The sequence below is a fragment of the Flintibacter sp. HCN-6482 genome, from assembly GCF_037892565.1.
Classification (GTDB): Bacteria; Bacillota; Clostridia; order Oscillospirales; family Oscillospiraceae; genus Lawsonibacter; species Lawsonibacter aceti.
The window spans coordinates 817622-839286 of record NZ_JBBKBK010000002.1 but is presented as its reverse complement, the minus strand read 5'-3'; the positions used below and the strand labels follow the sequence as shown (position 1 = coordinate 839286).

The following is a 21665-nucleotide window of genomic DNA, read 5'->3' as shown; positions in this document are numbered from 1 at the left end:
TTTCACCTCTTTCCCTCATACAAATAGGGGAGAGGTGATTTTTTATGGATAGAAAGCCACGGCGACCCGGTCTGCTGGAGCGGACAGCGGAGGCCCTGGACCTGCCCGCTGACGCCCTGGCAGGACTGCCCCGACTGGAGTTGGTGGGGGACGGAGAACTGAGAATGGAGAATCACAGGGGTATCCTGGCCTATGGTAAGGAGGAGATCCACGTCAGCGGCGGCGTGTTTATTGTAAAAATAGAGGGCGAGGGGCTGGAGCTGCGGGCCATGACTGGGCTGGAACTGCTCATCACCGGGAAGATACGCCAGATAGAGCTGGACTAGGAGGGAATCGGGATGAAGCGGCTGATGAATTTTCTGCGGGGAATGGCCGACCTGAGGGTTACCGGCCTGTTCCCCGAACGGTTGATAAACCTCTGTGCCCAGAACGGAGTGGAATTCTGGGGCGTAGAATGGCTGGATGAGCATACTCTGCGCCTCACAGTCCGCCGCCGACACTTGAGACAGCTCCGGGAGCTTGCCCAGAGAGTAGGCTGCGACGTCAGTCAGGAGGGCAGCCGGGGGCTGCCGGACTTTCTCATCCGCTTCCGGACCCGGTATGCCTTCCTAACGGGCCTCGCCCTGTCCCTGTGCGCCGTAGCCTTCCTGTCCCAATTCATATTGACGGTGGAGGTCAAGGGAAACGAGAGAGTACCTACCGCCGTTATCCTAAGCCAGCTGAGACAGCTGGGCGTCCGGCCCGGCGTCTATGGCCCCGGCCTGGACCGGCAGCAGCTGGCTCAGGAGACCCTGCGGGAAATGGAGGAGCTGTCCTGGGTGGGGATCAACCTCCACGGTACCCGCTTGGAGGTCATCGTGCGGGAGGCGGTCGCCTCCCCGGAGCGGATAGACGAGAAAGGATATTTTGACATCGTAGCCGAAGCAGATGGCATTGTCACCCACATCGAGCCGGAGCAAGGGGATGCGGCAGTTCAGGAGGGGGATACCGTGTTGGCCGGAGAGATGCTTATCTCCGGCACTGTGACCATGGAGCCTCCCAAGTACAGCGACCTGCCCACCCGCTACTATCAGACCCATGCCAGGGGACGGGTGTGGGCCCGGACTTGGCGGACGCTGACGGCACAGATTCCCCTGGAGGCGAACACCAAAGTATATACGGGGGAGGATCGGAAGATCTGGTCCCTGAAATTTTTAGACCGCCGCATCGAAATTTTTGGAAACAGTAGCATTTCCTGGCCATTCTATGATAAAATAACCACAGTGCGCCAACTCACCCTGCCGGGGGAGCGGGCTCTTCCTATCTCATTGATCCAGGAGAGTTATCGCGCCTACGATCTGGAGAGCAGGGAGCTAGACCGGGAAGCGGCCCAGCGATTGCTGGAGGAACAGCTGAAAGACCGTCTGGAGCGGTTGATTGGGGAGGACGGACAGATAGATTCTATCCGATTTTCCGCCAAGGTGGAGGATGGGCAGCTGAAGGTGACCGCCCAGGCTGAGTGCCAGGAGGAGATCGGGAAAGAGGTCCCAGGTTCCGCCCCGCCAGAGGAGCACGGCGAATCAGAGGAGCAGGCCTCCTCATAAACAGGAGATAAGTAGGAATGACAGAACAGAGCATCAGCCTGGAGCGAATGGAGGAGACCATCAGCGTTTTTGGCTCCTTTGACGAGAATATCCGCCTCATCGAACGGGAGCTGGGGGTGACCGTAGTCAGCCGTGACTCGGCGCTGAAGATATCCGGTGAGGACCCGGAGGGTGTCATGCGCGCCGTCCGAACGGTGGAAAGCCTGATGACGCTGGCCGCTAGAGGGGAAGCCATCAATGAGCAGAACGTGCGCTATGTGATCCAACTGGTCCGGGAGGGCAGTGAGGCCCAGATTCACCAGTTGGCCAGTGATGTGCTGTGCGTCACTGCCAAGGGCAAGCCTATCAAGGCCAAGACCCTGGGGCAGAAAAAGTATGTGGAGGCTATCCGGGACAATGTGGTAACTCTTGGCATTGGCCCCGCGGGCACCGGTAAGACCTATCTGGCGGTGGCCGCCGCGGTGGCGGCCTTCCGGGCCAAGGAGGTCAACCGCATCATCCTCACCCGCCCGGCGGTGGAGGCGGGGGAGCGGCTGGGCTTCCTCCCCGGCGATCTGCAATCCAAGGTAGACCCCTACCTCCGGCCCTTGTATGACGCTCTCTTTGAGATGCTGGGGCCCGACACCTATCAGAAGTATCTGGAGCGGGGCAACATCGAGGTGGCCCCTCTGGCCTATATGCGGGGCCGCACGCTGGACGACTCCTTCATCATCCTGGACGAGGCCCAGAACACCAGCCGGGAACAGATGAAAATGTTTCTGACCCGCCTGGGCTTCGGATCGAAAATCGTCATCACCGGCGACATCACCCAGATCGACCTTCCGAAGGATGTGGTGTCCGGCCTGCGGGAGGCCATGCGGGTGCTGAAGGGCGTGGATGATATCGCCATCATGCGGCTGGGAGAGGCCGACGTGGTCCGCCATGCTCTGGTCCAGAAGATCATCAAGGCCTACGAGGTGGATGAGGAGAGGCGGTCCACCAAAAAGGAGTTTAAGAAATGACCCGTTTTTCCTGGCATGGCTATGAGGTGGAGGTGGACAAAACAGCCACCTCCGCTTGGTATGCCGAGGCGGAGGATTGGGGCTGCGCCTGCGGCCGCTGCCGGAATTTCCTGACCCTGGCACGGGAGAGAAGGCTGCCGGGCGAGATTCTGGAAATTCTGGACAGGCTGTCTGTCCCGCCTGCCAGGGCAACCTATGTGTGCGAGCTCTACCACGATAAGAACTGGAAAGAAAAGGGACTGCTCTACCAGTTCAGCTGGCGGATTGGCGGGGCGGTCCTGGCTGTGCCGCCGGGAGAAAATGGCCCGGGGTGGGGGCCGCTGATAGAGCGGCCCTGGGGCGGCCTGGTGCTGGGGCATGAGGACTATCCCTATGGCGCTCCGGATTTTCCAAAACCAAATTTTGACCTGGAGTGCCAGATCTGGCTGCCCTGGGTGCTGGACGAGCCTGTGGCTGGGGCGGCAGAGTAGAAGGGGCTGTTATGGCGGAGCGTTGAAGCAGAAAGAGAGAAGGTGCCGTTTATGTGGATGATATTCTGGGGCCTGCTGTTGTTTGTGTTTTTTGACTTTCGTATCAATGGCATCGTGTTTACACCGGATTTTGTCGGCTTTTTCCTGGTGTGGCTGGGGATCATTCGCTGTCGCGGAATCCAGACCTTTGCCCGGTACCACTGGACGGCACTTGTGGCCTGCGTGTTTTCAGGGGGGGAATATGTGTTCACCGGATTCACTGAGTATACCAGCTATTTGGGGGAACTGGAGTTGTCATTCACCCTGGTACGCACAGTGCTTCAGGCGGTGGTTACCTATGTAATCGTCAAAGGAATGGTGGAGCTTGAAACAAATACAGGACAAAACTTGAAGAGCAGGGGGCTGTTTTACGCTTGGCTGCTTATGGAAGTGGTCAGCGCCTGCGGTACCGTGCTGACATATTTGTTGGATTCTCTTCTCGTTTCCATAATCACTATAATCGTTTCCGTGATAGGCGTGGTCTGGTATCTGGTGAAATTTTACCAGTGCTTGAAAATGATAAGCCGGGATGGAATCAGCCTACAGCCCCGGAGCAGTAAGGAGTAATTATAATTATGGTAGAGGATACCAAGCGATATTTAGCCTATATCTGTCCCCGCTGCCGCCAGTCGGTCATCGTGGAGCGGGACCTGTTCTCTCTGGCTGCCTCCAAGGCCCACATCAAGTGCCCCTGCGGCAAGTCGGAGATGACGGTGGAGTTTCTGCCCAGCCGGGTCCAACTCACGGTGCCCTGCCTGTTCTGCGGTCGAGAGCACGCTGTGTCCTGCTCCTCCCACGCCTTCCTGCGGGAGAAGGCCCTGGCCTTCTCCTGTGCCGCCTCTGGCCTGGATTGCTGCTATGTGGGGGAGGAGGGGCCGGTCTACGCGGCCACCGCCCGTTTGGAACAGGCGGTGGACAAGCTGGGCGAGGACGAGGTGAGCCAGGGTGCGTTCCTGGATGAGATCGTCATGGAGGAGGTGCTGTCTGAGATCCGGGACATCGCGGCCCGCGGGGGCATCTCCTGTGCCTGCGGCAGTAAAAACTGGACCTTTCAGGTCAATTACAGCTCCGTAGACCTCATCTGCGCCGACTGCGGGGCCCAGATGCGGGTGCCGGCCGCTACCGCAGATGACATCGATGACATCTGCTGCAAAGATACCATTCTGATCCGGGGAAAGGAAAAAAGATGAGCCTATTTTATGAACACCATTTTCGATTGAACGGTCTGGATATCGACGGACATGGAATGTGCAAGGCCTCGGCCCTGCTCAACCACCTCCAGGACGCCGCTACCTTGGCGGCGGAGGCAGGTGGCTTCCACCGGGAGATGCTGATGGAGCGGTACGGGGCCTTCTGGATGCTGGCCCGGTCCTGGTACCGGCTGGACCGGCCCCTGCGGTTCGAGGACCAGCTGACTGTCCGCACCTGGCACCGGGGGGATAGGGGGGCCATGATGTATCGGGATTACGACATTTATGCCGATGGACAGCTGGTGGGTGAGTCCGTGTCCGGTTGGGTGCTGGCCAGCTTGGAGGGACATAAGCTGATGCGCCTGTCTTCGGTCACGGAGCTGGCTGGTACCGGAGGGGGAGAACTGTGTAAGACTATGACGCTCTCCAAGCTCCACTGCCCGGAGGAGCTGGTCCAGGTGGAGCGTCGGCCCATGCGGTACAGTGACAGCGATTTGAACGGCCATGTGAATAATACTCGGTACGCTGACTTCGCCTGCGACGCGGTAGAAATGGACAGGCTGGAGGAGGACCGGTTCCTGGCCTCGATGCAGATTGGCTATTTGGCCGAGTGCAGGCCGGGAGAACAGCTTGATATCCAATCCGGAGGGCAGGGGGACCAACGCTATGTCCGTGGATTGGACGAGAGCGGCAAATCCCGCTTTGAAGCGGCCCTGTTTTTTGGCAAAGCGGTTCCTTGACAAGAGACGCGGCAGAGCGTTACAATAACTTAACTATACACACTGGAAAGAAAAGATATGGCCCGGCCCGCCGGGCAGAAGAAAAAGGAGTTGTAGATATGGTCAATCAGGACGCCGCACAGAAGTTTGTCAAGCAGGGCCTTACCTTTGACGACGTGCTTCTGATCCCCGCCGCCAGCGATGTACTCCCCGCGGACATCGACCTGCGTACCCGTCTGACCCGGAAGGTCCATCTGAATATTCCCCTCATCAGCGCCGCCATGGACACCGTGACTGAGTACCGGATGGCCATCGCCATCGCCCGCGAGGGCGGCATCGGCATCATCCACAAGAATATGTCCATCAGCCAGCAGGCGGAACAGGTAGACATGGTCAAGCGCAGTGAGAACGGCGTTATCACAAACCCCTTCTGGCTGGGGCCCGGCCATACACTGGCTGAGGCGGATGAGCTGATGGCCAAGTACCGCATCTCCGGTGTGCCCATCTGTGACAATGGAAAGCTGATCGGCATTATTACCAACCGGGATATGAAGTTCGAAACAGACATGAACCAGCTCATCGACAATGTAATGACCAGAGAGAACTTGGTCACCGCCCCAGAGGGGACCACTCTGGCTGAGGCCAAGGAGATTCTCCGCCGGCATAAGATTGAGAAGCTGCCCATTGTGGACAACGAGTTCCGGCTGAAGGGCCTGATTACCATCAAGGATATCGAGAAGGCGACGGTGTATCCCAATTCCGCCCGTGACGAAAAGGGCCGCCTGCTGGTGGGTGCCGCCATCGGCGTTACCGCCGATGTGCTGGACCGGGTGGCAGCCCTGGTGGAGGCGGGGGCCGACGTGCTGGCTCTGGACTCGGCCCACGGCCACTCCCAGAATATTCTCAACTGTGTCAAGCGTATTAAGGCCCTCTATCCCGACGTACAGCTCATCGCCGGTAACGTAGCTACTGCCGAGGGGACACGGGCCCTCATTGAGGCAGGGGCCGACTGTGTGAAGATCGGCATTGGTCCCGGCTCCATCTGTACCACCCGTGTGGTGGCCGGCATCGGCGTACCCCAGATCACCGCGGTGTATGACGCCGCCTGTGTGGCCGCTGAGTATGATATCCCCATCATCGCCGATGGCGGCGTCAAATATTCTGGTGATATCGCAAAGGCTCTGGCCGCCGGCGCCAGCGTGGTCATGTTGGGCTCTCTGCTGGCTGGCTGCGAGGAGTCACCAGGCGACACCGAGGTGTTCCAGGGCCGCCAGTTCAAGGTCTACCGGGGTATGGGTTCCCTGGCGGCCATGAACCAGGGCTCCAAGGACCGCTATTTCCAGCAGAACAACAAGAAGCTGGTTCCCGAAGGGGTAGAGGGCCGAGTTCCTTACAAGGGACTGGCGGGCGAGACCATCTACCAGCTGATGGGCGGCTTGAAGGCCGGTATGGGCTACACTGGCTGTCACACCGTAGAGGAGCTGCACAGCAAGGCCCAGTTTATGCAGATTACCGCCGCTGGCCTCCGGGAGTCCCACCCCCACGATATCTATATCACCAAGGAAGCTCCCAACTATACCGTCAACCCCAGCTGACATATCAGGTACAGAGCCGCGCATGAGCGCGGCTCTGTTTTTGAAGGGAGGAAGATGACATGGAGCGATATACAAGGACTGTAGACGGAAAAGTTACAGTGGCCCCGGAGGAAATGGCAGCGGCTCTGGAGCGTCTCTCCGCCTTTGAGGATATGGCCTGCGGAGTGGAGCGGGAGCGGGAAGAAATCTCTGCCCGCCTGGAAGAGCTGCGAAATAGAGGAAGGGAGAAGACCGTCCAATTCCGGGAACTGCTGGCACAAAAGCTGGTCAACAACAATATGAAGCTGCTTCTGGAGCGGTATCGGATACACTGAGAGAGGGCCTCTGAAAAGGAGGCCCTCTTTCCTTATGATGAAAAGAGTGTCAAGGACTTTTTTTGACTGGAATAACGTGATACAATATCAGAAACGACTGAAGAACAGATCTCCTGGGATGCCGGGAAGAGAGAGGGGACAAAAAAGATGCTGAAGCTGATCCTTGGCCGCGCGGGAGCGGGAAAGACCACCGCGGTACTGAAGCGTTTGTGTCAGGCCGGGCAAATGCGCCAGCAGGTCCTGATGGTCCCTGAACAGCAGTCCCATGAGGCCGAGCGTGCTCTGTGCCAGATGGGGGGGAACGGGGCCTCTCTCTGGGCTGAGGTCTTGTCCTTCAGCCGGCTATGCGGCCGTGTCTTTCAGGCCGCTGGCGGCTTGGGGGAGCGGGAGCTGGACGGGGGCGGGCGGCTTCTGCTTATGTACCGGGCGCTCAAGGAGACATCAGAGGTCCTGACGGTGTATGCCCGCGCATCTCAGCGCCCTGCTTTCCTCACCGCTCTGTTGGCCACTGTGGATGAGCTGAAGAGCTGCTGTATCCCCCCTGAGGCGCTGATTACGGCGGGGCAGGAAGCAGGAGGCCCAGAAGGGAATAAACTCAGGGACCTGGGGTTGATCTGTGGGACTTATGACGCGCTCACGGCAAACGTGGCACTGGACCCTAGGGATCGCCTGACCAGAGCGGCTGAAAAGCTGAAGGAGTGCCGCTGGGCTGTGGGCAAGGATCTGTGGTTGGATGGATTTACAGACTTTACGCCCCAGCAGGAGGAGGTCCTGGGCCAGCTTCTGGTCCAGGCGGAGCATATGACTGTCACTCTGACCTGTGACCACCTGGAGGAGGATGAGGATGGGACAGGCATCTTTTCCCCAGCACGGAGAACGGCGGCCCGACTGATTAGACTGGCTCAACGGGAGAGAATAGGCTATAAAGTAGAATGCCTTGTCGGGGATTTTGCGGCAAAAGAGCGGCCGCTCCAATTTTTGGAGGGGCATCTCTTCGGTGGGGGCCTGGAGAGCCCCATTTCCTGTGAAGGGGCCGTCACTCTGTTTCGGGCCAATACCATGCGGTCCGAGGTGGAGTGGGTGTCATCGCGCATTTTGAGCCTGGTACGAGAGGAGGGCTACCGCTTTCGGGACATTGGTCTGGCGGCCCGCGATTATGGCACCTACCAGGATTTGATAGAATCGGTGCTGCCCAGATATGGGATACCCGTATTTTCCTCCGCTATGGCGGATATTTTGGAGAAGCCCGTGCTCGTCCTGGTCACCGCGGCCCTGGATACTGTGGCGGGGGGCTATGCCTACGAAGATATATTCCGCTATCTCAAGACCGGGCTGACGGACCTGGGGGAAGAAGACCGAGATCTGCTGGAAAACTATGTTTTGAAGTGGGATATCAAGGGGAGCCGCTGGACGCAGACAAAGGAATGGACCTGGCATCCTAGAGGATATGGCGTCCCCTGGGAGGAAGAGGACCGTGCCCTTCTGGAGCGATTGGACCGCGCCAGAAGGCAGGTGACCGCTCCTTTGGAGGAACTGAGAAAGGCCCAAGACAAGACGGGAAGAGGACAGGCGATTTCCCTTTACAGATTTTTGGAGCGCATTGGCTTGCCAGATCAGCTGGAGGCACGGGTAGAGGCGCTGAAGAAGCGGGGAGAGCTCGCTCTGGCGGAGGAGTACCGGCAGCTCTGGGAGATCCTCTGTGGCGGACTAGAGCAGTGCGCTGCTTTGCTGGGGGAGAGAGGAATGGACCTGGAGGAGTTTGCCGGCCTGTTTCGGCTGGTCCTGTCCCAATATGATGTAGGAACGATCCCGGTTTCCCTGGATCGGGTGACCGCCGGTGAAACCACCCGTCAGACAGGGCACAGGGTGAAGGCTCTCTTTCTATTGGGGGCGGATGACGGCTCCATCCCCAGGGTTGGGGCGGCTCCTGGCCTGCTGTCAGATGATGACCGCTCTCTGCTGGCGGTATACGGTCTGGAGCTGGACCAGTCCCAGCGGGAACTGCTCTTCCGGGAGATGACTACGGTCTATCAGATCTGTGCCCGCCCCAGCCACCGCCTAGTGGTATCTTGGGCTGTCCAGGGGCCTGGAGGTGAGGAGCGAAGGCCCTGTTTCCTGGCCCAACGGCTGCAGCTGCTCTATACTGATTTGGACATATGCCATGAGGAGGAGCTAGAGGGGCGCTTCCGGCTGTCCGCCCCTCTGCCCGCCCTGGAGCAGGCGGGGAGAAATACGAGGCTGCGGGAGCTGTTGGGCAGCCTGTCTGGCTTGGAGAGCCAAGTGGACAAGCTGGAGCGGGTGGCTGGCTGGGAGAGAGGGCAACTCACTAGGCAGACGGTGGACCAGCTGTATGGGAGACGGGTGGCCATGTCCGCCTCACGGATGGACAAGTATAAATCCTGCCACTTCTCCTATTTTATGCGGTATGGCCTGCGGGCAGAGCCTAGAAAGCCGGCAGGCTTTACAGCACCGGAGTATGGCACATTTGTCCACTATGTGCTGGAGCATGTCCTTCAGGACGATATGTTCCGCCAGACAAGACTGCCTGGGATGGAGCCGGAAAAATTAGATGAGGATACGCGCGGCCGGCTGCGACAGCTCACCCGCCAGGCGGTGGACCGCTATGTGGCCGAGGAGCTGGGAGGGCTGGAAGGCCAGAGTGACCGCTTCCGCTACCTGTTCCACCGACTGCTCAGATCGGTCCAGGCGGTGGTGGACAACGTGGCGGAGGAGCTTCTTCACTCCAGCTTCCGACCTATCTCCTTTGAGCTGGGTTTTGGAAAGGGGGAGGACCTGCCGCCAGTCGAACTGACTGTGGATGGAGTTACTATCAGCGTTTCTGGGTTCGTAGACCGGGTGGATGGATGGGTCCACGACGGGCGACTCTATCTGCGGGTGGTGGACTATAAGACGGGGCGAAAGTCCTTTGATCTTACTGAGGTTTGGAACGGCCTGGGCCTTCAGATGCTTCTTTATCTCTTTACTCTGGAAGAACGGGGGGAGTCCCTCTATGGGCTGCCAGTAGAGGGCGCCGGGGTGCTGTATCTCCCGGCTCGGGACGCGGTGGTTCGAGGAAGCCGGACGATGAGTGAACAGGCATGGCGCAAGGCGTTAGACAGGGAATTGGTCCGAAGCGGACTGGTCCTGGATGACTCCGCCGTGCTGGAGGCTATGGAGCACGTCTCTGAAGAAGGGTACCGTTTCCTTCCCCTGAAGGTGTCCAAGTCTACTGGAGCTATCACTGGAGACGCCCTGGCCAGCGCGGAGCGCCTGGGCCGCCTGGGCCGACACATCCAAAGGGTGCTGGGGGAGATCTGCGGAGAGCTGGCCCAGGGCAACATCGCCGCGGATCCTTTCTGGCGGGGACCGGAAAAAAATGCCTGCCGCTTCTGTGACTATGCCGCCGCCTGCCACTTTGAAGAAGGGCGGGGTGGGGACCGTAGGCGCTGGCTGCCCAGTATGAGCGCCCAGGAGTTCTGGGAAAATATGGGAGAGGAACTATGAAATGGAGATCAGATTACACTATATAGAGCAGGGAGAGGGCTTTCCACTGATACTGCTCCACGGAAATGGGGAGGATCATACCTACTTCAAAAGGCAAATGGAACCATTTGCCGACCATTTTCGGGTGATTGCTGTGGATACTCGTGGACATGGAGAGAGTCCACGGGGCACTGGACCGTTTACACTGTCCCAATTCGCGGAGGACTTGAAATCGTTTTTCGATCAGCATGGTATCTCCAAATGTCATCTCTTGGGGTTTTCCGATGGAGGAAATGTGGCCCTATTGTTTGCGCTGAAGTATCCGGACCGTGTAGAGCGGCTCATACTAAACGGGGCAAACTTGGACCCGTGTGGCGTAAAGCTGAAGACACAGATTCCCATAGTGCTGGGATGGGGGCTGTGCCGCCTGTGTGCCCTGTTCAGCCAACAGGCAAAACAAAATTGGGAGATGCTGAATTTGATGGTAACCCAGCCGCATATACACAGGGCGGAGCTGGCGGGACTGGACATGCCGGTTCTGGTAGTGGCGGGGGAACAGGATATGATCCGAGAGAGCCACACTCAGTCAATCGCGGCCAATATCCCAAACAGCCGGTTGGTCATCTTTCCTGGTGACCACTTTATAGCCAGGCGGAATTGGCAGGGCTTCAATGATACGGTGCTGGAGTTTCTATTGGACCGGAGCTGAACAAGAAAAAGAGGAGAAGCCAAATGGAGAATAATAAAAATATCCTGATTATTAATGATATGCCGGGCTACGGCAAGGTGGCTCTGGCCGCCATGCTGCCCATCCTGTCCAATATGGGCCATAGTGTCTACAACCTGCCCACCGCCCTGGTGTCCAATACTCTGGACTACGGGAAATTTACCATACTAGATACCACTGACTACATGGTAAAGGCCATCGAGGTGTGGAAGCAACTGGGATTTCAGTTTGACTGTATCACCACCGGCTTTCTGGCTTCGGCGGCCCAGGTGGGCATTATCCGGGACTTTATCGCCAGCCAGAAGAAGGAGGGCCTGCTGGTCATGACTGACCCTATCATGGGGGACGACGGTAAGCTCTATAACGGTGTCACGGAGGAGACGGTCGGGAATATGCGCCGCCTCATTGGGGTAGCCGACGTAATCGTCCCTAATCTGACGGAGGCAGAATTTCTGTCCGGCATTTACCAGGGGGAGGAGGCTCTGTCCCAGTCACAGGCCAAGGAGGTAGTGGATCGGCTGCGGGGGCTGGGCCCACGATCTGTCGTGGTTACCAGCGGTGTATTGAAGGAGAGTGGGAGCCATGTAGTCTGGGGCTATGACCACAGAAGCGGGGAATATTTTACGATCCCCTACCGGTTTATCCGGGTGCATTTCCCAGGGACAGGGGATATGTTTTCCGCCGTCCTGGTGGGGGAACTCCTGGCTGGAAGCCCCCTGCGCCCCGCTGTGAAGCGGGCCATGGACGTACTGGAAAAGCTCATCTTTCTGGAACAGGATGAGATTGAAAAGAACAAGGGTATCCGCATAGAAAAGTTTTTGAGCGTGCTCAAAGAGTGAAGAAAGTGGAGAGAGGAAGGAAACCACTTATGTGGGCTGTTTTTGCGCTGTTGTCAGCACTATTTGCCGCCCTGACCGGAATTCTGGCCAAGCTGGGGATGGAGGGGATCAATTCCAATCTGGCCACAGCCTTGCGTACCATAGTGGTACTGGTTATGGCTTGGGGGATCGTCTTTGCCACCGGAAAGCATACAGGCATCGGTGACATCACCGCCAGGAGCTGGATGTTCCTGTTCCTGTCCGGTCTGGCTACCGGGCTGTCCTGGATCTGTTACTTCCACGCCCTTCAGATTGGTGAGGCCAGCAAGGTCGTACCCATTGACAAGTTCAGCGTGGTCATTTCCATGGTACTGGCCTTCCTCGTCCTGGGAGAAAAGGTGACAGTGCTGAAGGTGCTGGGCGGGCTGCTGATTACGGCTGGGACCTTTGTGCTAATCTTGTGAGGAACTGCCGGAGACGGCTGACAAACAGCGGGGGAACGACTGGATCCCCTGGAAAGAGAGGGGCGGTGGCATTATGGCCTTTGCGCTGACAGAGGAACAACAGAAGATCGTAGACGACCAGGGCGGAGAGCTGCTGGTATCCGCCGCCGCCGGGTCTGGTAAGACCCGGGTGCTGGTAGAGCGGCTGCTGGACCGCGTGGACCGGGATGGAGTTGATATCGACCGCTTTTTGGTCATAACCTATACCAAGGCTGCGGCCGCGGAGCTTCGAGGGCGTATCGCCCAGGAACTGGCTGACCGTCTGGCCCTGCGCCCGAACGACCGGCACCTGCGACGTCAAACCATACTGGTGTATCAGGCCCAGATTTCCACCATCCACGCATTTTGTTCTGTTCTTCTGCGGGAGAGCGGCGATCTGCTGGATCTGGACCCTGACTTCCGCCTATGCGATGAGGGGGAGAGCCAGGACATTATGGCACGAGTTCTGGAGGAGGTACTGGACTGCCGTTATGAGGGGTTGGAGGAGGAGAGTCCCTTTGCTCAACTGGCAGACACCCTCGCTGCCGGGCGGGACGACAGCCGTCTGGCCCAGATCGTGCTGGACATCTACGGCCGAGTGCAGAGCCATCCAGACCCCGCCCGCTGGCTGGAGAGGCAGAAGGGGCTGTGGGAGCTGGACGGGGTATCCGATCTAAGCCAGACGGCCTGGGGAGAGCTGCTGCTGAACGAGGCCAGACGTCAGGGCCAATGGTGCCTGGAGCGGCTGTCCCAGGCTGTGACGATGATTGGGAAGGACGAGCTGCTGGAAACCAACTATGGGACCTCCATCATGACCACTATAGAGGGGTTGGAGAAGTTTTTGTCAGAGCGGAGCTGGGACGGAGCGGTATCCGCCCTTCCAATCCCCTTCCCGCCGGCTGGACGGAAGAAAAAGCGGGAGCGGGAGATCAGCCCCATGGAGGAGTCGGCCGCTGTCCAGTCGGGTGAGCGGGTCAAACAGATCCGGAACCGCTGCAAAAAGCTGCTTGGAAGGATAGAGGAGCGGCTGACAGGGGACAGCCAGACCCTTTTGGATGAGCTGTCTCTGTCACGCCCCGCTGTTCAGGCTTTAATGGACCTGGTCCTTGATTTTCAGGCCGCCTATGCCAAGGAGAAGGACCGGCGGGGACTGCTGGACTTCTCCGATTTGGAGCACTTCGCGGTGAAGCTGCTTGCCGATGGTGCCGGGGAGCCGACGGAGCTGGCCCGCTATTGGAGCGCCCGTTTTGATGAGATATTGGTGGATGAGTATCAGGACACCAACCAGGTCCAGAACGCCATTTTCTATGCCCTCTCCAACGGGGGACGAAAGCTGTTCCAGGTGGGGGATGTAAAGCAGTCCATCTACCGCTTCCGGCTGGCCGACCCCACGATCTTCCTGAATAAGTATGAGCGATTCGCCCAGGGGGACGAGGCGGAGGAGGGACAGCCCCGCAAGCGGGTGATGAGCCGGAATTTCCGCTCCCGGTCCCAGGTCCTGGAGGGGTGTAACGACCTTTTTCGAGCCATTATGTCCGTGGAATTCGGTGAGTTGGACTACACGGAGGACCAGGCCCTGGTGCCTGGAGGGACGTTTTCGGAGCCAGAGGAGCAGACAGATGAGACTGGACCTTACGCTCTGGAGCTGGATGGGCTGGACCTGTCCTTCTTGGGGGATCAGGAGGGAGAGAAGGCAAATAAGGACCTGCTGGAGGCCCGGTTTGCCGCCCAGCGTATCAGAGAACTGTTGTCCAGGCCTCTTATGGTGACGGAGGGAGAGAAGACACGCCCACTGAGACCCTCGGATGTGATGCTTCTGCTCCGTAGTCCGGGGGCGGTGCTGCACCGCTACATACAAGCGCTTGGGGAGGAGGGGATCCCCTGGTCCGCCGACGGCGGACAGGACTTTTTCCAAACCACCGAGGTCAACGTGGCGCTGTCCATCCTCCAGATCGTGGATAACCCCCGGCAGGATGTGGCCCTGCTGGCCGCCCTTCGCTCCCCGGTCTATGGATTTTCCAGCGACCGGCTGGCTCAACTGAGGTCCAGATTCAGGGGGGACTTCTACACCGCGTTGTCCCAAGGGGCGCTGGAGGGAGAGGAGGACTGCCGGGAATTTCTGGATCAGCTGTCCCAACTCCGCTTTGGGGCGGGAGATAAGACCTGCCGGCAGCTGATCTGGCACATCTATGAGCAGACCAATATCCTGGGCCTGTTCGGTACCATGGAGCGGGGGGAGGAGCGGCGGAGCAATCTGCTGGCCCTGTATGATCTGGCCGGTCAGCTAGAGAACAGCGGCTGCCGCACTCTGTTCCAATTTTTACTTCGGCTGGAGCGGTTAAGAGAGTCTGGCGGGAAGCTCGCTTCTACGGCTCCCGGCCATGAGGGGGAGGGCGTGTCCATCCTGTCGATCCACCGGTCCAAAGGCTTGGAAAGGCCTGTGGTGTTCGTATGTGGCCTGACCAGGCGGCTGAACAGGGACGACCTGATGCGTCCGGTGCTGTTCCACCCTGTCCTGGGCGTAGGGCCCAAGGGACTGGAGCGAGAGCGCATGGTGGAGTATCCCACTGTGGCCCGTCTGGCGGTAGCCCGGCAGTTGGAGCGGGAGATGATGTCGGAGGAGCTCCGGCTGCTCTATGTGGCCATGACCAGGGCAAAGGAGAAATTGATCCTGACCCTGGCGCTCACCGAGGGGGCCAGAGCTCTGGAGCGGCTGGGGGAGGATCTGTCCGTTCCTATTTCCCCTCTGGCTCTAGAGCGGCAGCAGAACGTAGGACAGTGGGTGCTGCTCCACGCCCTGACCCGCCCGGAGGCAGGGGGGGTGAGGGAACTGGCTGGTCTGCCCGATATCAGGGCGGAGGGGCTGGGACCAGCCTGGAACATCCGCTGGATTGATGGAGCCCCCCTAGCAGAGGACCGTAAAACGGAAGGACGTTACACTGACCTGCCGGAGTTGGTACAGAAAGATATATCGGAGCTGGCGGCTCAACTAAGATGGACCTACCCGCAAATGGTTTGCGCCAATGTGCCTTCTAAGCTGACAGCGACCCAGATCAAGGGTCGTCCCCAGGATCAGGAAGCGGCGGAGGAGGCCGGGGAGCTGGTCGAGACTGTTGGGAGAGAGCGCGGAGTCATTTACCGCCCCCGGTTTATGACAGAAGAAAAGGGCCTGACTCCAGCCCAGCGGGGTACGGCCATCCACCAGGCGGTCCAATATATTCCCTTGGAGGGGGACCACAGCCAGGAGAGAATCGGTCAGTTGTTGGACCAACTGGAGGACAGGGGCTTTCTGACAGCCCTCCAGCGTGAAGCTGTATCCGCCCAGCGGTTGGCGGCTTTTTTCCAAAGCCCACTGGGAAAGGCCATGGCCCAGGCAAGAGAGTGCCGTAGAGAATTCAAATTTTCCATCTTGGTGCCGGCGGAGGAGTATTATCCCCGGACGGAGGGAGAGCATATCCTGCTCCAGGGCGTCATTGATGCCTGGTTTGAGGACGGGCAGGGGATCACAGTTCTGGACTTTAAGAGCGACAGGATAGTTCCGGGGGAGGAGCTGGCCCGCGCTGAACAGTACCGGGCCCAGTTAGATGCCTACGCGCGGGCACTCTCCACCATACTGGACAGACCCGTGGCAAGAAAGGCGCTATGGTTTTTTGCCACGGATACCGCTGTGGAGCTGTAAGAGAACAGGTAAAAAGGCCGCCCTAGTGGGCGGCCTTTTCTGTGGATACGACGCATTTGTGCCATGGGAGGCGGATGAGCGTTCAACCACGCCTGGGCGTTCTCCGGCTTCCGTGGTCTTCCACCAGAATAATATCCTCTCCAAAGCGCCGAACGGCGCTCCAGGGGATGTATTTATCCTCCTCTCGGCCGAGCAGCCCAAAGAAGCGGCGGCGGCCGGGGACGACCAGGGCTCGTACCTGCCCAGTGTCCATATCTACTTCCATATCTCCTACGTAACCAAATCGGCTGCCATCCTCAACGCTGATGACTTCCTTATAGCGCAGTTCTGCGATACGAGTTTCCATCCTCATTCCTCCCGAATTCTGTGTTGATACAGGGTATGAGGGGAGAGATTGTCCCTATACATAAAATGGGAAAGGCCCCCTCGGACTATTCTGAGGGGGCCGGATCATATTTACTGTGCCAGCAGGCCCTTGCTTACTAGAAACTCTCGGGCGACTTCCTGTACGGAACGACCGTCGACATCCACGGCATAGGTCAACTCCACCATATCCTCACTGGATACCTGGTTGGTAAGCAGCTCCAAAACCTGCTCCAGATTGGGCGCGGCCTCATAAAAATCATCAAACAGGTCGTTGCGTACCAGAAATGCCCCATAGTACTCCGGGAAGAAGCCCTGGTCGTCCTCCAGAATGGTCAGGCCGGCACGCTTGTTCAGGCCGTCAGTGGCGTAGACCACCATGACGTCAAAGGCGCCCTCTTCTACGGCGTTGTACTTCAGAACCACGTCCACCGGCTTGGCGGACTGGAATGTGAGTCCATAGTAATCTACAAAGGGCTGATACTTCATGCTGCCCTCTTCGGTATAGAACTCATGCTCCGCGCCGAAGCGAAGCTCACCCGCGATGGGGATAAGATCAGAGATCTTGGAGACACCATAGCGGTCAATGATGTTCTGGGTCACGCCGATGGCATAGGTGTTATTCAGACCGACCTTGCCCAACATATGCAGGCCTTCTAGTTCACTCACTGTCTGGTTGACGAAGTCATAGAGCGTCATTCCCTCTGGAATGTCGGTGGTGTCCATCCCAAGGAAGGTGGTGAGGATGGTCCCGTCATAGCTGAACATCAAGTCACAGCTTGGATTGCTGCCCTTTAATTCATTGTGGTTGTTCACCTGAGTCATCTGGTCCAGGATCACCACTTCCAAATCGGTCTTATCCTCCACCAATTGCTCCACCATGGAATGCATCAGCTTCACCTCAGAGTAGTCCCCATCATAGAGGGTGAGCTGGCCTCCCGTATCAGCGGGGAGAAACATAGATACCACCAGAGCAACACCGGCTACGGCTAAGACCGTGCTGCCCACGGCCTTGACAGGGGTGGGCAGCTTCTTCCGACTGTGGCTGGACAGCCTGTGTTCCATATAGCTCAGTCCAGCATCCAAGACAAAGGCCATGACCATGAGTACCAGTGTGCCCACGAAGATCATGCCCATATTTTCCTGACGGATGGCGGTGTAGAACAGGCCGCCCAGACCTCCTCCACCCACGAAGGAGGCAAACACGGCGGTGCCGATGGCGTTGACTGCGGCGATGCGGATGCCTGTGACCAGCATGGGGACCGCAAGAGGGACTTCCACATGGAGCAGCCGATAGGTCCCACTCATTCCCATGCCAGTGGCCGCCTCCTTCAGGTGTTCAGGCACCTGGGACAGGCCGAGAGAGGTATTGCGTACGATGGGAAGCAGGGAATATAGAGTCAAACCGATGACGGCGGTAGGGGAGCCGGGGTCCATTACCACCATGATGATGCCCAGCAGGGCCAGGGCGGGGACGGTCTGGATCAGGTCTACCACCCAGAGAATGGCTTTTCCAAACCGGGGAAACAGGTAGGCCAGCAGGCCCAGGGGAACACCGACGCCCACAGCCAGGATGAGGGCGGAGAGGACCAGAGAGAGATGGTCCCATATCAAAGCAACGTTCATTTCCCCACCCCGCCTTTCCGCAGGCCCCGGGGGACCACATGACGCTGGAGCAGATCCACCAGAGCGCCAAGTGTGAGGGCCAGAACAGCCGCCGGAATGGCCCCTTGGAGGATGAGCTCGTTGTTGTTACTGCTGACGCCCTTATAGACAAAGTCGCCCAGTCCGCCTTCTCCGATCATGGCGGCTAGTACGGCCCAACTGACGGTATAAACGGTGGACAGCCGAAGCCCACCGATGATGGTGGGCATGGCCAGAGGCAGTTCCACCAGATACAGCCTCTGGAAATGGCTCATGCCGCAGCCTCGGGCTGCCTCTTTATATTGGGGGTCCACGCCATTCAGTCCGGTGACCGTGTTTTTCAGTACAGGGAACATGGCGTAAATGGACAGCGCAATGATGACGGTGGCCGGAGTCATGCCGATCAGAATGAACAGCACACCAATAAAGACAATACCGGGTACCGTGTTCAAGATAGATAACAGGGGAAGCAGATACTTAGCCAGGGTAGGCAAGCGGGAAAGGCCAATACCCAGGGAGAGGCCCAGTACAAAGCCGATGGCCACGCTGATGAGGGTATAACCAGTATGTTCGGCGGTCTTTTGCAAAATGGACAGCAATACTTCGGACATACGCTATCACCCCCACAGCTGTTCAGCCATGGCGGAGGCCATGCTGGTCTTTGTGATGATGCCGGCCACCGTCTGATCGTCATTCAGGACGACCAGATAGGGGAAGCCGCTGGATACCAGCTGGTCGAAGCACTCCTTGGCGTTGTCGCCCCTGTGGACCGTGGGCGTGCTGTTCCGCACCAGAGGGCCTATGGTCTTGACTACATGGCCGGTGAGGCGGATGTCGGCGATGGAGACAGTGCCCTGATAGTGGCGGTACTCATCCACCACCAGCAGGGTGTCCACGTTGTGGTGCTGCATCCGGCTGACACACTCGTTGACACCACGGTTCTGGTTGACCGTAATGATTCCGGTACGCATGAAGTGGTCCACCGTCAGCTGTTCAGGGGAGGGCCCGGCGTGATGCTTACCCAGGAAATCCCGGATCTGATCGGTGGCGGGATTTTCCAGCATCTCCTCCGGCGGGGCCATCTGCACAATATTGCCGTGGTCCATAAAGATGATGACGTCGGCCAGATCCAGAGCCTCCTCCATGTCGTGGGTGACAAAAATAATGGTCTTGTTCAGCTTTTGCTGCAGATTCTTGACTTCAATCTGGAGGGAGCGCCTGGTCATGGGGTCCAAAGCACTGAAGGGCTCATCCATCAGGACAACGGGAGGAGAGGCGGCCAGCGCCCGGAGGATGCCGATGCGCTGCTGCTGCCCACCAGACATCTCCGAGGGATACTTGTGGGCATACTGGTCAAAGGGCATATTGACCATTTCCAGCAGGTCATGGACTACCTGATCACACTTCTCCTTGGGCCATTTCAGCAGTTTGGGCACCACACAGATGTTCTGTGCGACGGTCATGTTGGGGAACAGACCGATCTGTTGTATGACATAGCCTGTGTGACGGCGGAGTTCTACCCGGTCCACGGCACTGATATCCTGGTCATTTAGATAGATATGTCCGCTGTTGGGCTGGATGAGCCGGTTTATCATCTTCAGCGTGGTGGTTTTACCGCAGCCGGAGGGGCCGATGAGAACGGCAAACTGTCCCTCCTGTATTTCAAAGGATAGATCATTTAATATGGTTTGACTGCCGTAAGAGAGAGAAACATGGTCGAATCGAAGCAATATAGACCTCCTTTTCCGTTGGCCGCAAGAGACGGCCGGGCCATAAGGAAAAAATCACCCCACATCAGAACAGAAAAACGCCAGTGGGGAAAATAGCGATTGGTATCCGCAGACAGAAATCTTGGGTGACTTTAAATGAGTGAAAAAGGGCATAATTCACAAAACTAGTATATCAAAAATTGGAAAAGCTGTCAAATTAATAAAATGTAAATTTTAGTCGATGAAAAATAAGGCAGTATTAAGAGCGTGAGGAGGGAGAGATTAAGAATAGCTTTACCAAATCTTAATGAATCCAGCAGTCTATCCTTAATATTTTCCTGTTAGGATCAGAAGCAACAAGACAGGGAGGCGAACAATATGGAAAGACTGCTGCTATCAGCCATTCTGACACTGGCGGGCATATCAGGCCTGGCCGTAGCCCTGTGGGGAGGATATTACCTGCTCACCGGATTCATGTCCTGGAGAAAGCCAGTGGACTGTGGCTGGCACCCGGCCAGGACACGTTTCGCCATTCTGGTTGCCGCACGAAACGAAGAACTGGTCATCGGCCCCCTCATTAATAGTCTTTTAATGCAAGACTATCCCCAGGAACTGTACGATATCTGGGTCATTCCAAACAACTGTGTGGACAACACGGCACTGGCCGCTCGAAACTTCGGGGCCCGGGTGCTGGAGTGTCCCTTTCCGGTGCGCAGCAAAGGCGAGGTCCTTCGCTTTGCCTATAACCGCCTCCGGGGCCGGGAGTACGATGCGTGGTGCGTCTTTGACGCGGATAACGTGGTAGACAGTCGGTTTCTGACTGAGATGAATAACGCCTATATGTCCGGAGCCCGTGCCGCACAGGGCTATCGGGACAGCAAAAACCCTTACGATACCCTGATATCCGGCTGCTGTTCCATCTACTACTGGATGATGGACCGGTTTCACAACGGGGGCAAAGCGGGGATGGACCTTTCGGCCATGATCGGAGGGACCGGCTTCATGATTTCCTCAAAAGCACTGGAGAAGCTGGGCGGTTGGAACTCCTCCACCATCAGCGAGGATCTGGAACTCACTGCCCAGTGCGTTCTGGCTGGAGAAAAGGTATGGTGGGTGCCAAAGGCTGTCACCTATGACGAGCAGCCACTTACCTATGAGGAGTCCGTCAAGCAGCGCCGGCGGTGGTCCAGCGGCACGCTCCAGGTAGCCCAGGCCTATCTCTCCCGCGTTGGTTCCTCCGTCTGCCGGGAGGGAGGAGGCCGGCTGGCGGATCTGGGCTTTACTCTGATGATTCCAGCCTATCAGGTGGCAGCGGTAGCCAATCTCCTGCTGTCCTCTCTGGCGGCCGCTCTGTTCGGACAGACGGTCGGACAGGCTCTGGCGGCCTTTTTGGGCGCCCTGGTGTTCAATCTGGGCCTGACCGCCCTTGGCTCCACCCTGGCGGCCGGACTGGTGCTGGCTGTGGAGGGAAAATGGGACAGGCGTCTGTGGAAGGCGCTGGCCCTGTACTGGCTGTTCCTCCTGTCCTGGATCCCAATCACCTTTGGCAGCTTTGTGAAAAAGACCACCGTATGGGAGGAAATCCGCCATACCCGTGCCACCATCCCGGAGGCATTGACCCGGTAAAAAAGCCCCCGGACATCCACAAGATGTCCGGGGCTTTTTTTATTCGGGCTGGAAGTGGCTCTTGTCAGCCCCACACAGTGGGCAGGTATAGTCGTCAGGCATGGGGCCCTCGGTGGCCTCATCATAAATAAAACCACACAGATCGCAGATATACTTCACCAGGCATCCTCCTTTCTTCCTTGGTGGTCAGGGGCTATCAAAAGACCGATATCTTTACCGGCCG

Annotated in this window: 20 protein-coding genes; 15 read left to right on the top strand and 5 right to left on the bottom strand. The window is 58.0% G+C overall.

The window, feature by feature from the left end:
- The first annotated feature begins 44 nt into the window (after positions 1 to 44).
- The 14 genes from WKS99_RS09120 (at position 45) to addA (ending at position 16100) form a co-directional block, all read left to right on the top strand.
- On the top strand, positions 45 to 326 hold the full coding sequence (locus WKS99_RS09120) for a YabP/YqfC family sporulation protein (RefSeq protein ID WP_340405780.1): 282 nt from the start codon (positions 45 to 47) through the stop codon (positions 324 to 326).
- A 12-nt stretch (positions 327 to 338) separates the two neighbouring features.
- Positions 339 to 1583: a sporulation protein YqfD gene (locus WKS99_RS09115; protein ID WP_340405779.1), complete on the top strand. Its 1245-nt coding sequence runs from the start codon at positions 339 to 341 to the stop codon at positions 1581 to 1583.
- A 17-nt stretch (positions 1584 to 1600) separates the two neighbouring features.
- Positions 1601 to 2584, top strand: a complete 984-nt coding sequence (locus tag WKS99_RS09110) for a PhoH family protein (protein WP_147571950.1) — start codon at positions 1601 to 1603, stop codon at positions 2582 to 2584.
- Positions 2581 to 3054, top strand: a complete 474-nt coding sequence (locus tag WKS99_RS09105; protein WP_186853266.1) for a hypothetical protein — start codon at positions 2581 to 2583, stop codon at positions 3052 to 3054. Before WKS99_RS09110 ends, WKS99_RS09105 begins: the two co-directional genes overlap by 4 nt.
- Positions 3055 to 3105: 51 nt before the next feature.
- Positions 3106 to 3660, top strand: a complete 555-nt coding sequence (locus WKS99_RS09100; protein ID WP_240287536.1) for a hypothetical protein — start codon at positions 3106 to 3108, stop codon at positions 3658 to 3660.
- An 8-nt stretch (positions 3661 to 3668) separates the two neighbouring features.
- A complete protein-coding gene (locus WKS99_RS09095) occupies positions 3669 to 4283 on the top strand; it encodes a hypothetical protein (RefSeq protein ID WP_147571947.1) in 615 nt (204 codons plus the stop codon).
- Positions 4280 to 5023, top strand: a complete 744-nt coding sequence (locus WKS99_RS09090; RefSeq protein ID WP_147571946.1) for an acyl-[acyl-carrier-protein] thioesterase — start codon at positions 4280 to 4282, stop codon at positions 5021 to 5023. The genes WKS99_RS09095 and WKS99_RS09090 overlap by 4 nt, the downstream gene beginning before the upstream one ends.
- A gap of 98 nt (positions 5024 to 5121) precedes the next feature.
- The gene (gene guaB / locus WKS99_RS09085; protein WP_186853267.1) at positions 5122 to 6597 is read left to right on the top strand and encodes an IMP dehydrogenase; all 1476 of its coding nucleotides are present in this window, start codon (positions 5122 to 5124) and stop codon (positions 6595 to 6597) included.
- Positions 6598 to 6656: 59 nt separating this feature from the next.
- Positions 6657 to 6911, top strand: coding sequence for a hypothetical protein (locus WKS99_RS09080; protein WP_147571944.1), 255 nt, complete (start codon positions 6657 to 6659; stop codon positions 6909 to 6911).
- A gap of 147 nt (positions 6912 to 7058) precedes the next feature.
- Positions 7059 to 10415 carry a PD-(D/E)XK nuclease family protein gene (locus WKS99_RS09075; RefSeq protein ID WP_340405778.1) on the top strand — a complete coding sequence of 1119 codons (3357 nt, stop codon included), beginning with the start codon at positions 7059 to 7061 and terminating at the stop codon, positions 10413 to 10415.
- A 1-nt stretch (position 10416) separates the two neighbouring features.
- Positions 10417 to 11103 carry an alpha/beta fold hydrolase gene (locus WKS99_RS09070; RefSeq protein ID WP_340405777.1) on the top strand — a complete coding sequence of 229 codons (687 nt, stop codon included), beginning with the start codon at positions 10417 to 10419 and terminating at the stop codon, positions 11101 to 11103.
- A gap of 23 nt (positions 11104 to 11126) precedes the next feature.
- Positions 11127 to 11960, top strand: coding sequence for a pyridoxamine kinase (locus WKS99_RS09065; RefSeq protein WP_340405776.1), 834 nt, complete (start codon positions 11127 to 11129; stop codon positions 11958 to 11960).
- A 29-nt stretch (positions 11961 to 11989) separates the two neighbouring features.
- Positions 11990 to 12403 (top strand): EamA family transporter, encoded by a 414-nt coding sequence (locus tag WKS99_RS09060; protein WP_240287544.1) that lies wholly within the window; start codon positions 11990 to 11992, stop codon positions 12401 to 12403.
- Between the two features lie 73 nt (positions 12404 to 12476).
- Positions 12477 to 16100 (top strand): helicase-exonuclease AddAB subunit AddA, encoded by a 3624-nt coding sequence (addA, locus tag WKS99_RS09055; protein ID WP_340405775.1) that lies wholly within the window; start codon positions 12477 to 12479, stop codon positions 16098 to 16100.
- A gap of 82 nt (positions 16101 to 16182) precedes the next feature.
- On the opposite strand, the gene WKS99_RS09050 is transcribed toward addA, so the two are convergent.
- The 4 genes from WKS99_RS09050 to WKS99_RS09035 form a co-directional block, all read right to left on the bottom strand.
- Positions 16183 to 16446: a YlmC/YmxH family sporulation protein gene (locus WKS99_RS09050; protein ID WP_147571938.1), complete on the bottom strand. Its 264-nt coding sequence runs from the start codon at positions 16444 to 16446 to the stop codon at positions 16183 to 16185.
- A 110-nt stretch (positions 16447 to 16556) separates the two neighbouring features.
- Positions 16557 to 18089: a glycine betaine ABC transporter substrate-binding protein gene (locus WKS99_RS09045; protein WP_147571937.1), complete on the bottom strand. Its 1533-nt coding sequence runs from the start codon at positions 18087 to 18089 to the stop codon at positions 16557 to 16559.
- The gene (locus WKS99_RS09040) at positions 18086 to 18718 is read right to left on the bottom strand and encodes an ABC transporter permease (protein ID WP_147571936.1); all 633 of its coding nucleotides are present in this window, start codon (positions 18716 to 18718) and stop codon (positions 18086 to 18088) included. Before WKS99_RS09040 ends, WKS99_RS09045 begins: the two co-directional genes overlap by 4 nt.
- Positions 18719 to 18724: 6 nt before the next feature.
- Positions 18725 to 19837 carry a betaine/proline/choline family ABC transporter ATP-binding protein gene (locus WKS99_RS09035; RefSeq protein ID WP_262670390.1) on the bottom strand — a complete coding sequence of 371 codons (1113 nt, stop codon included), beginning with the start codon at positions 19835 to 19837 and terminating at the stop codon, positions 18725 to 18727.
- Positions 19838 to 20194: 357 nt separating this feature from the next.
- Between WKS99_RS09035 and WKS99_RS09030 the strand changes: the two genes are divergently transcribed.
- A complete protein-coding gene (locus tag WKS99_RS09030; RefSeq protein WP_340405774.1) occupies positions 20195 to 21442 on the top strand; it encodes a glycosyltransferase family 2 protein in 1248 nt (415 codons plus the stop codon).
- Between the two features lie 39 nt (positions 21443 to 21481).
- On the opposite strand, the gene WKS99_RS09025 is transcribed toward WKS99_RS09030, so the two are convergent.
- Positions 21482 to 21601, bottom strand: coding sequence for a rubredoxin (locus WKS99_RS09025; protein ID WP_374740223.1), 120 nt, complete (start codon positions 21599 to 21601; stop codon positions 21482 to 21484).
- Positions 21602 to 21665 lie beyond the last annotated feature (64 nt).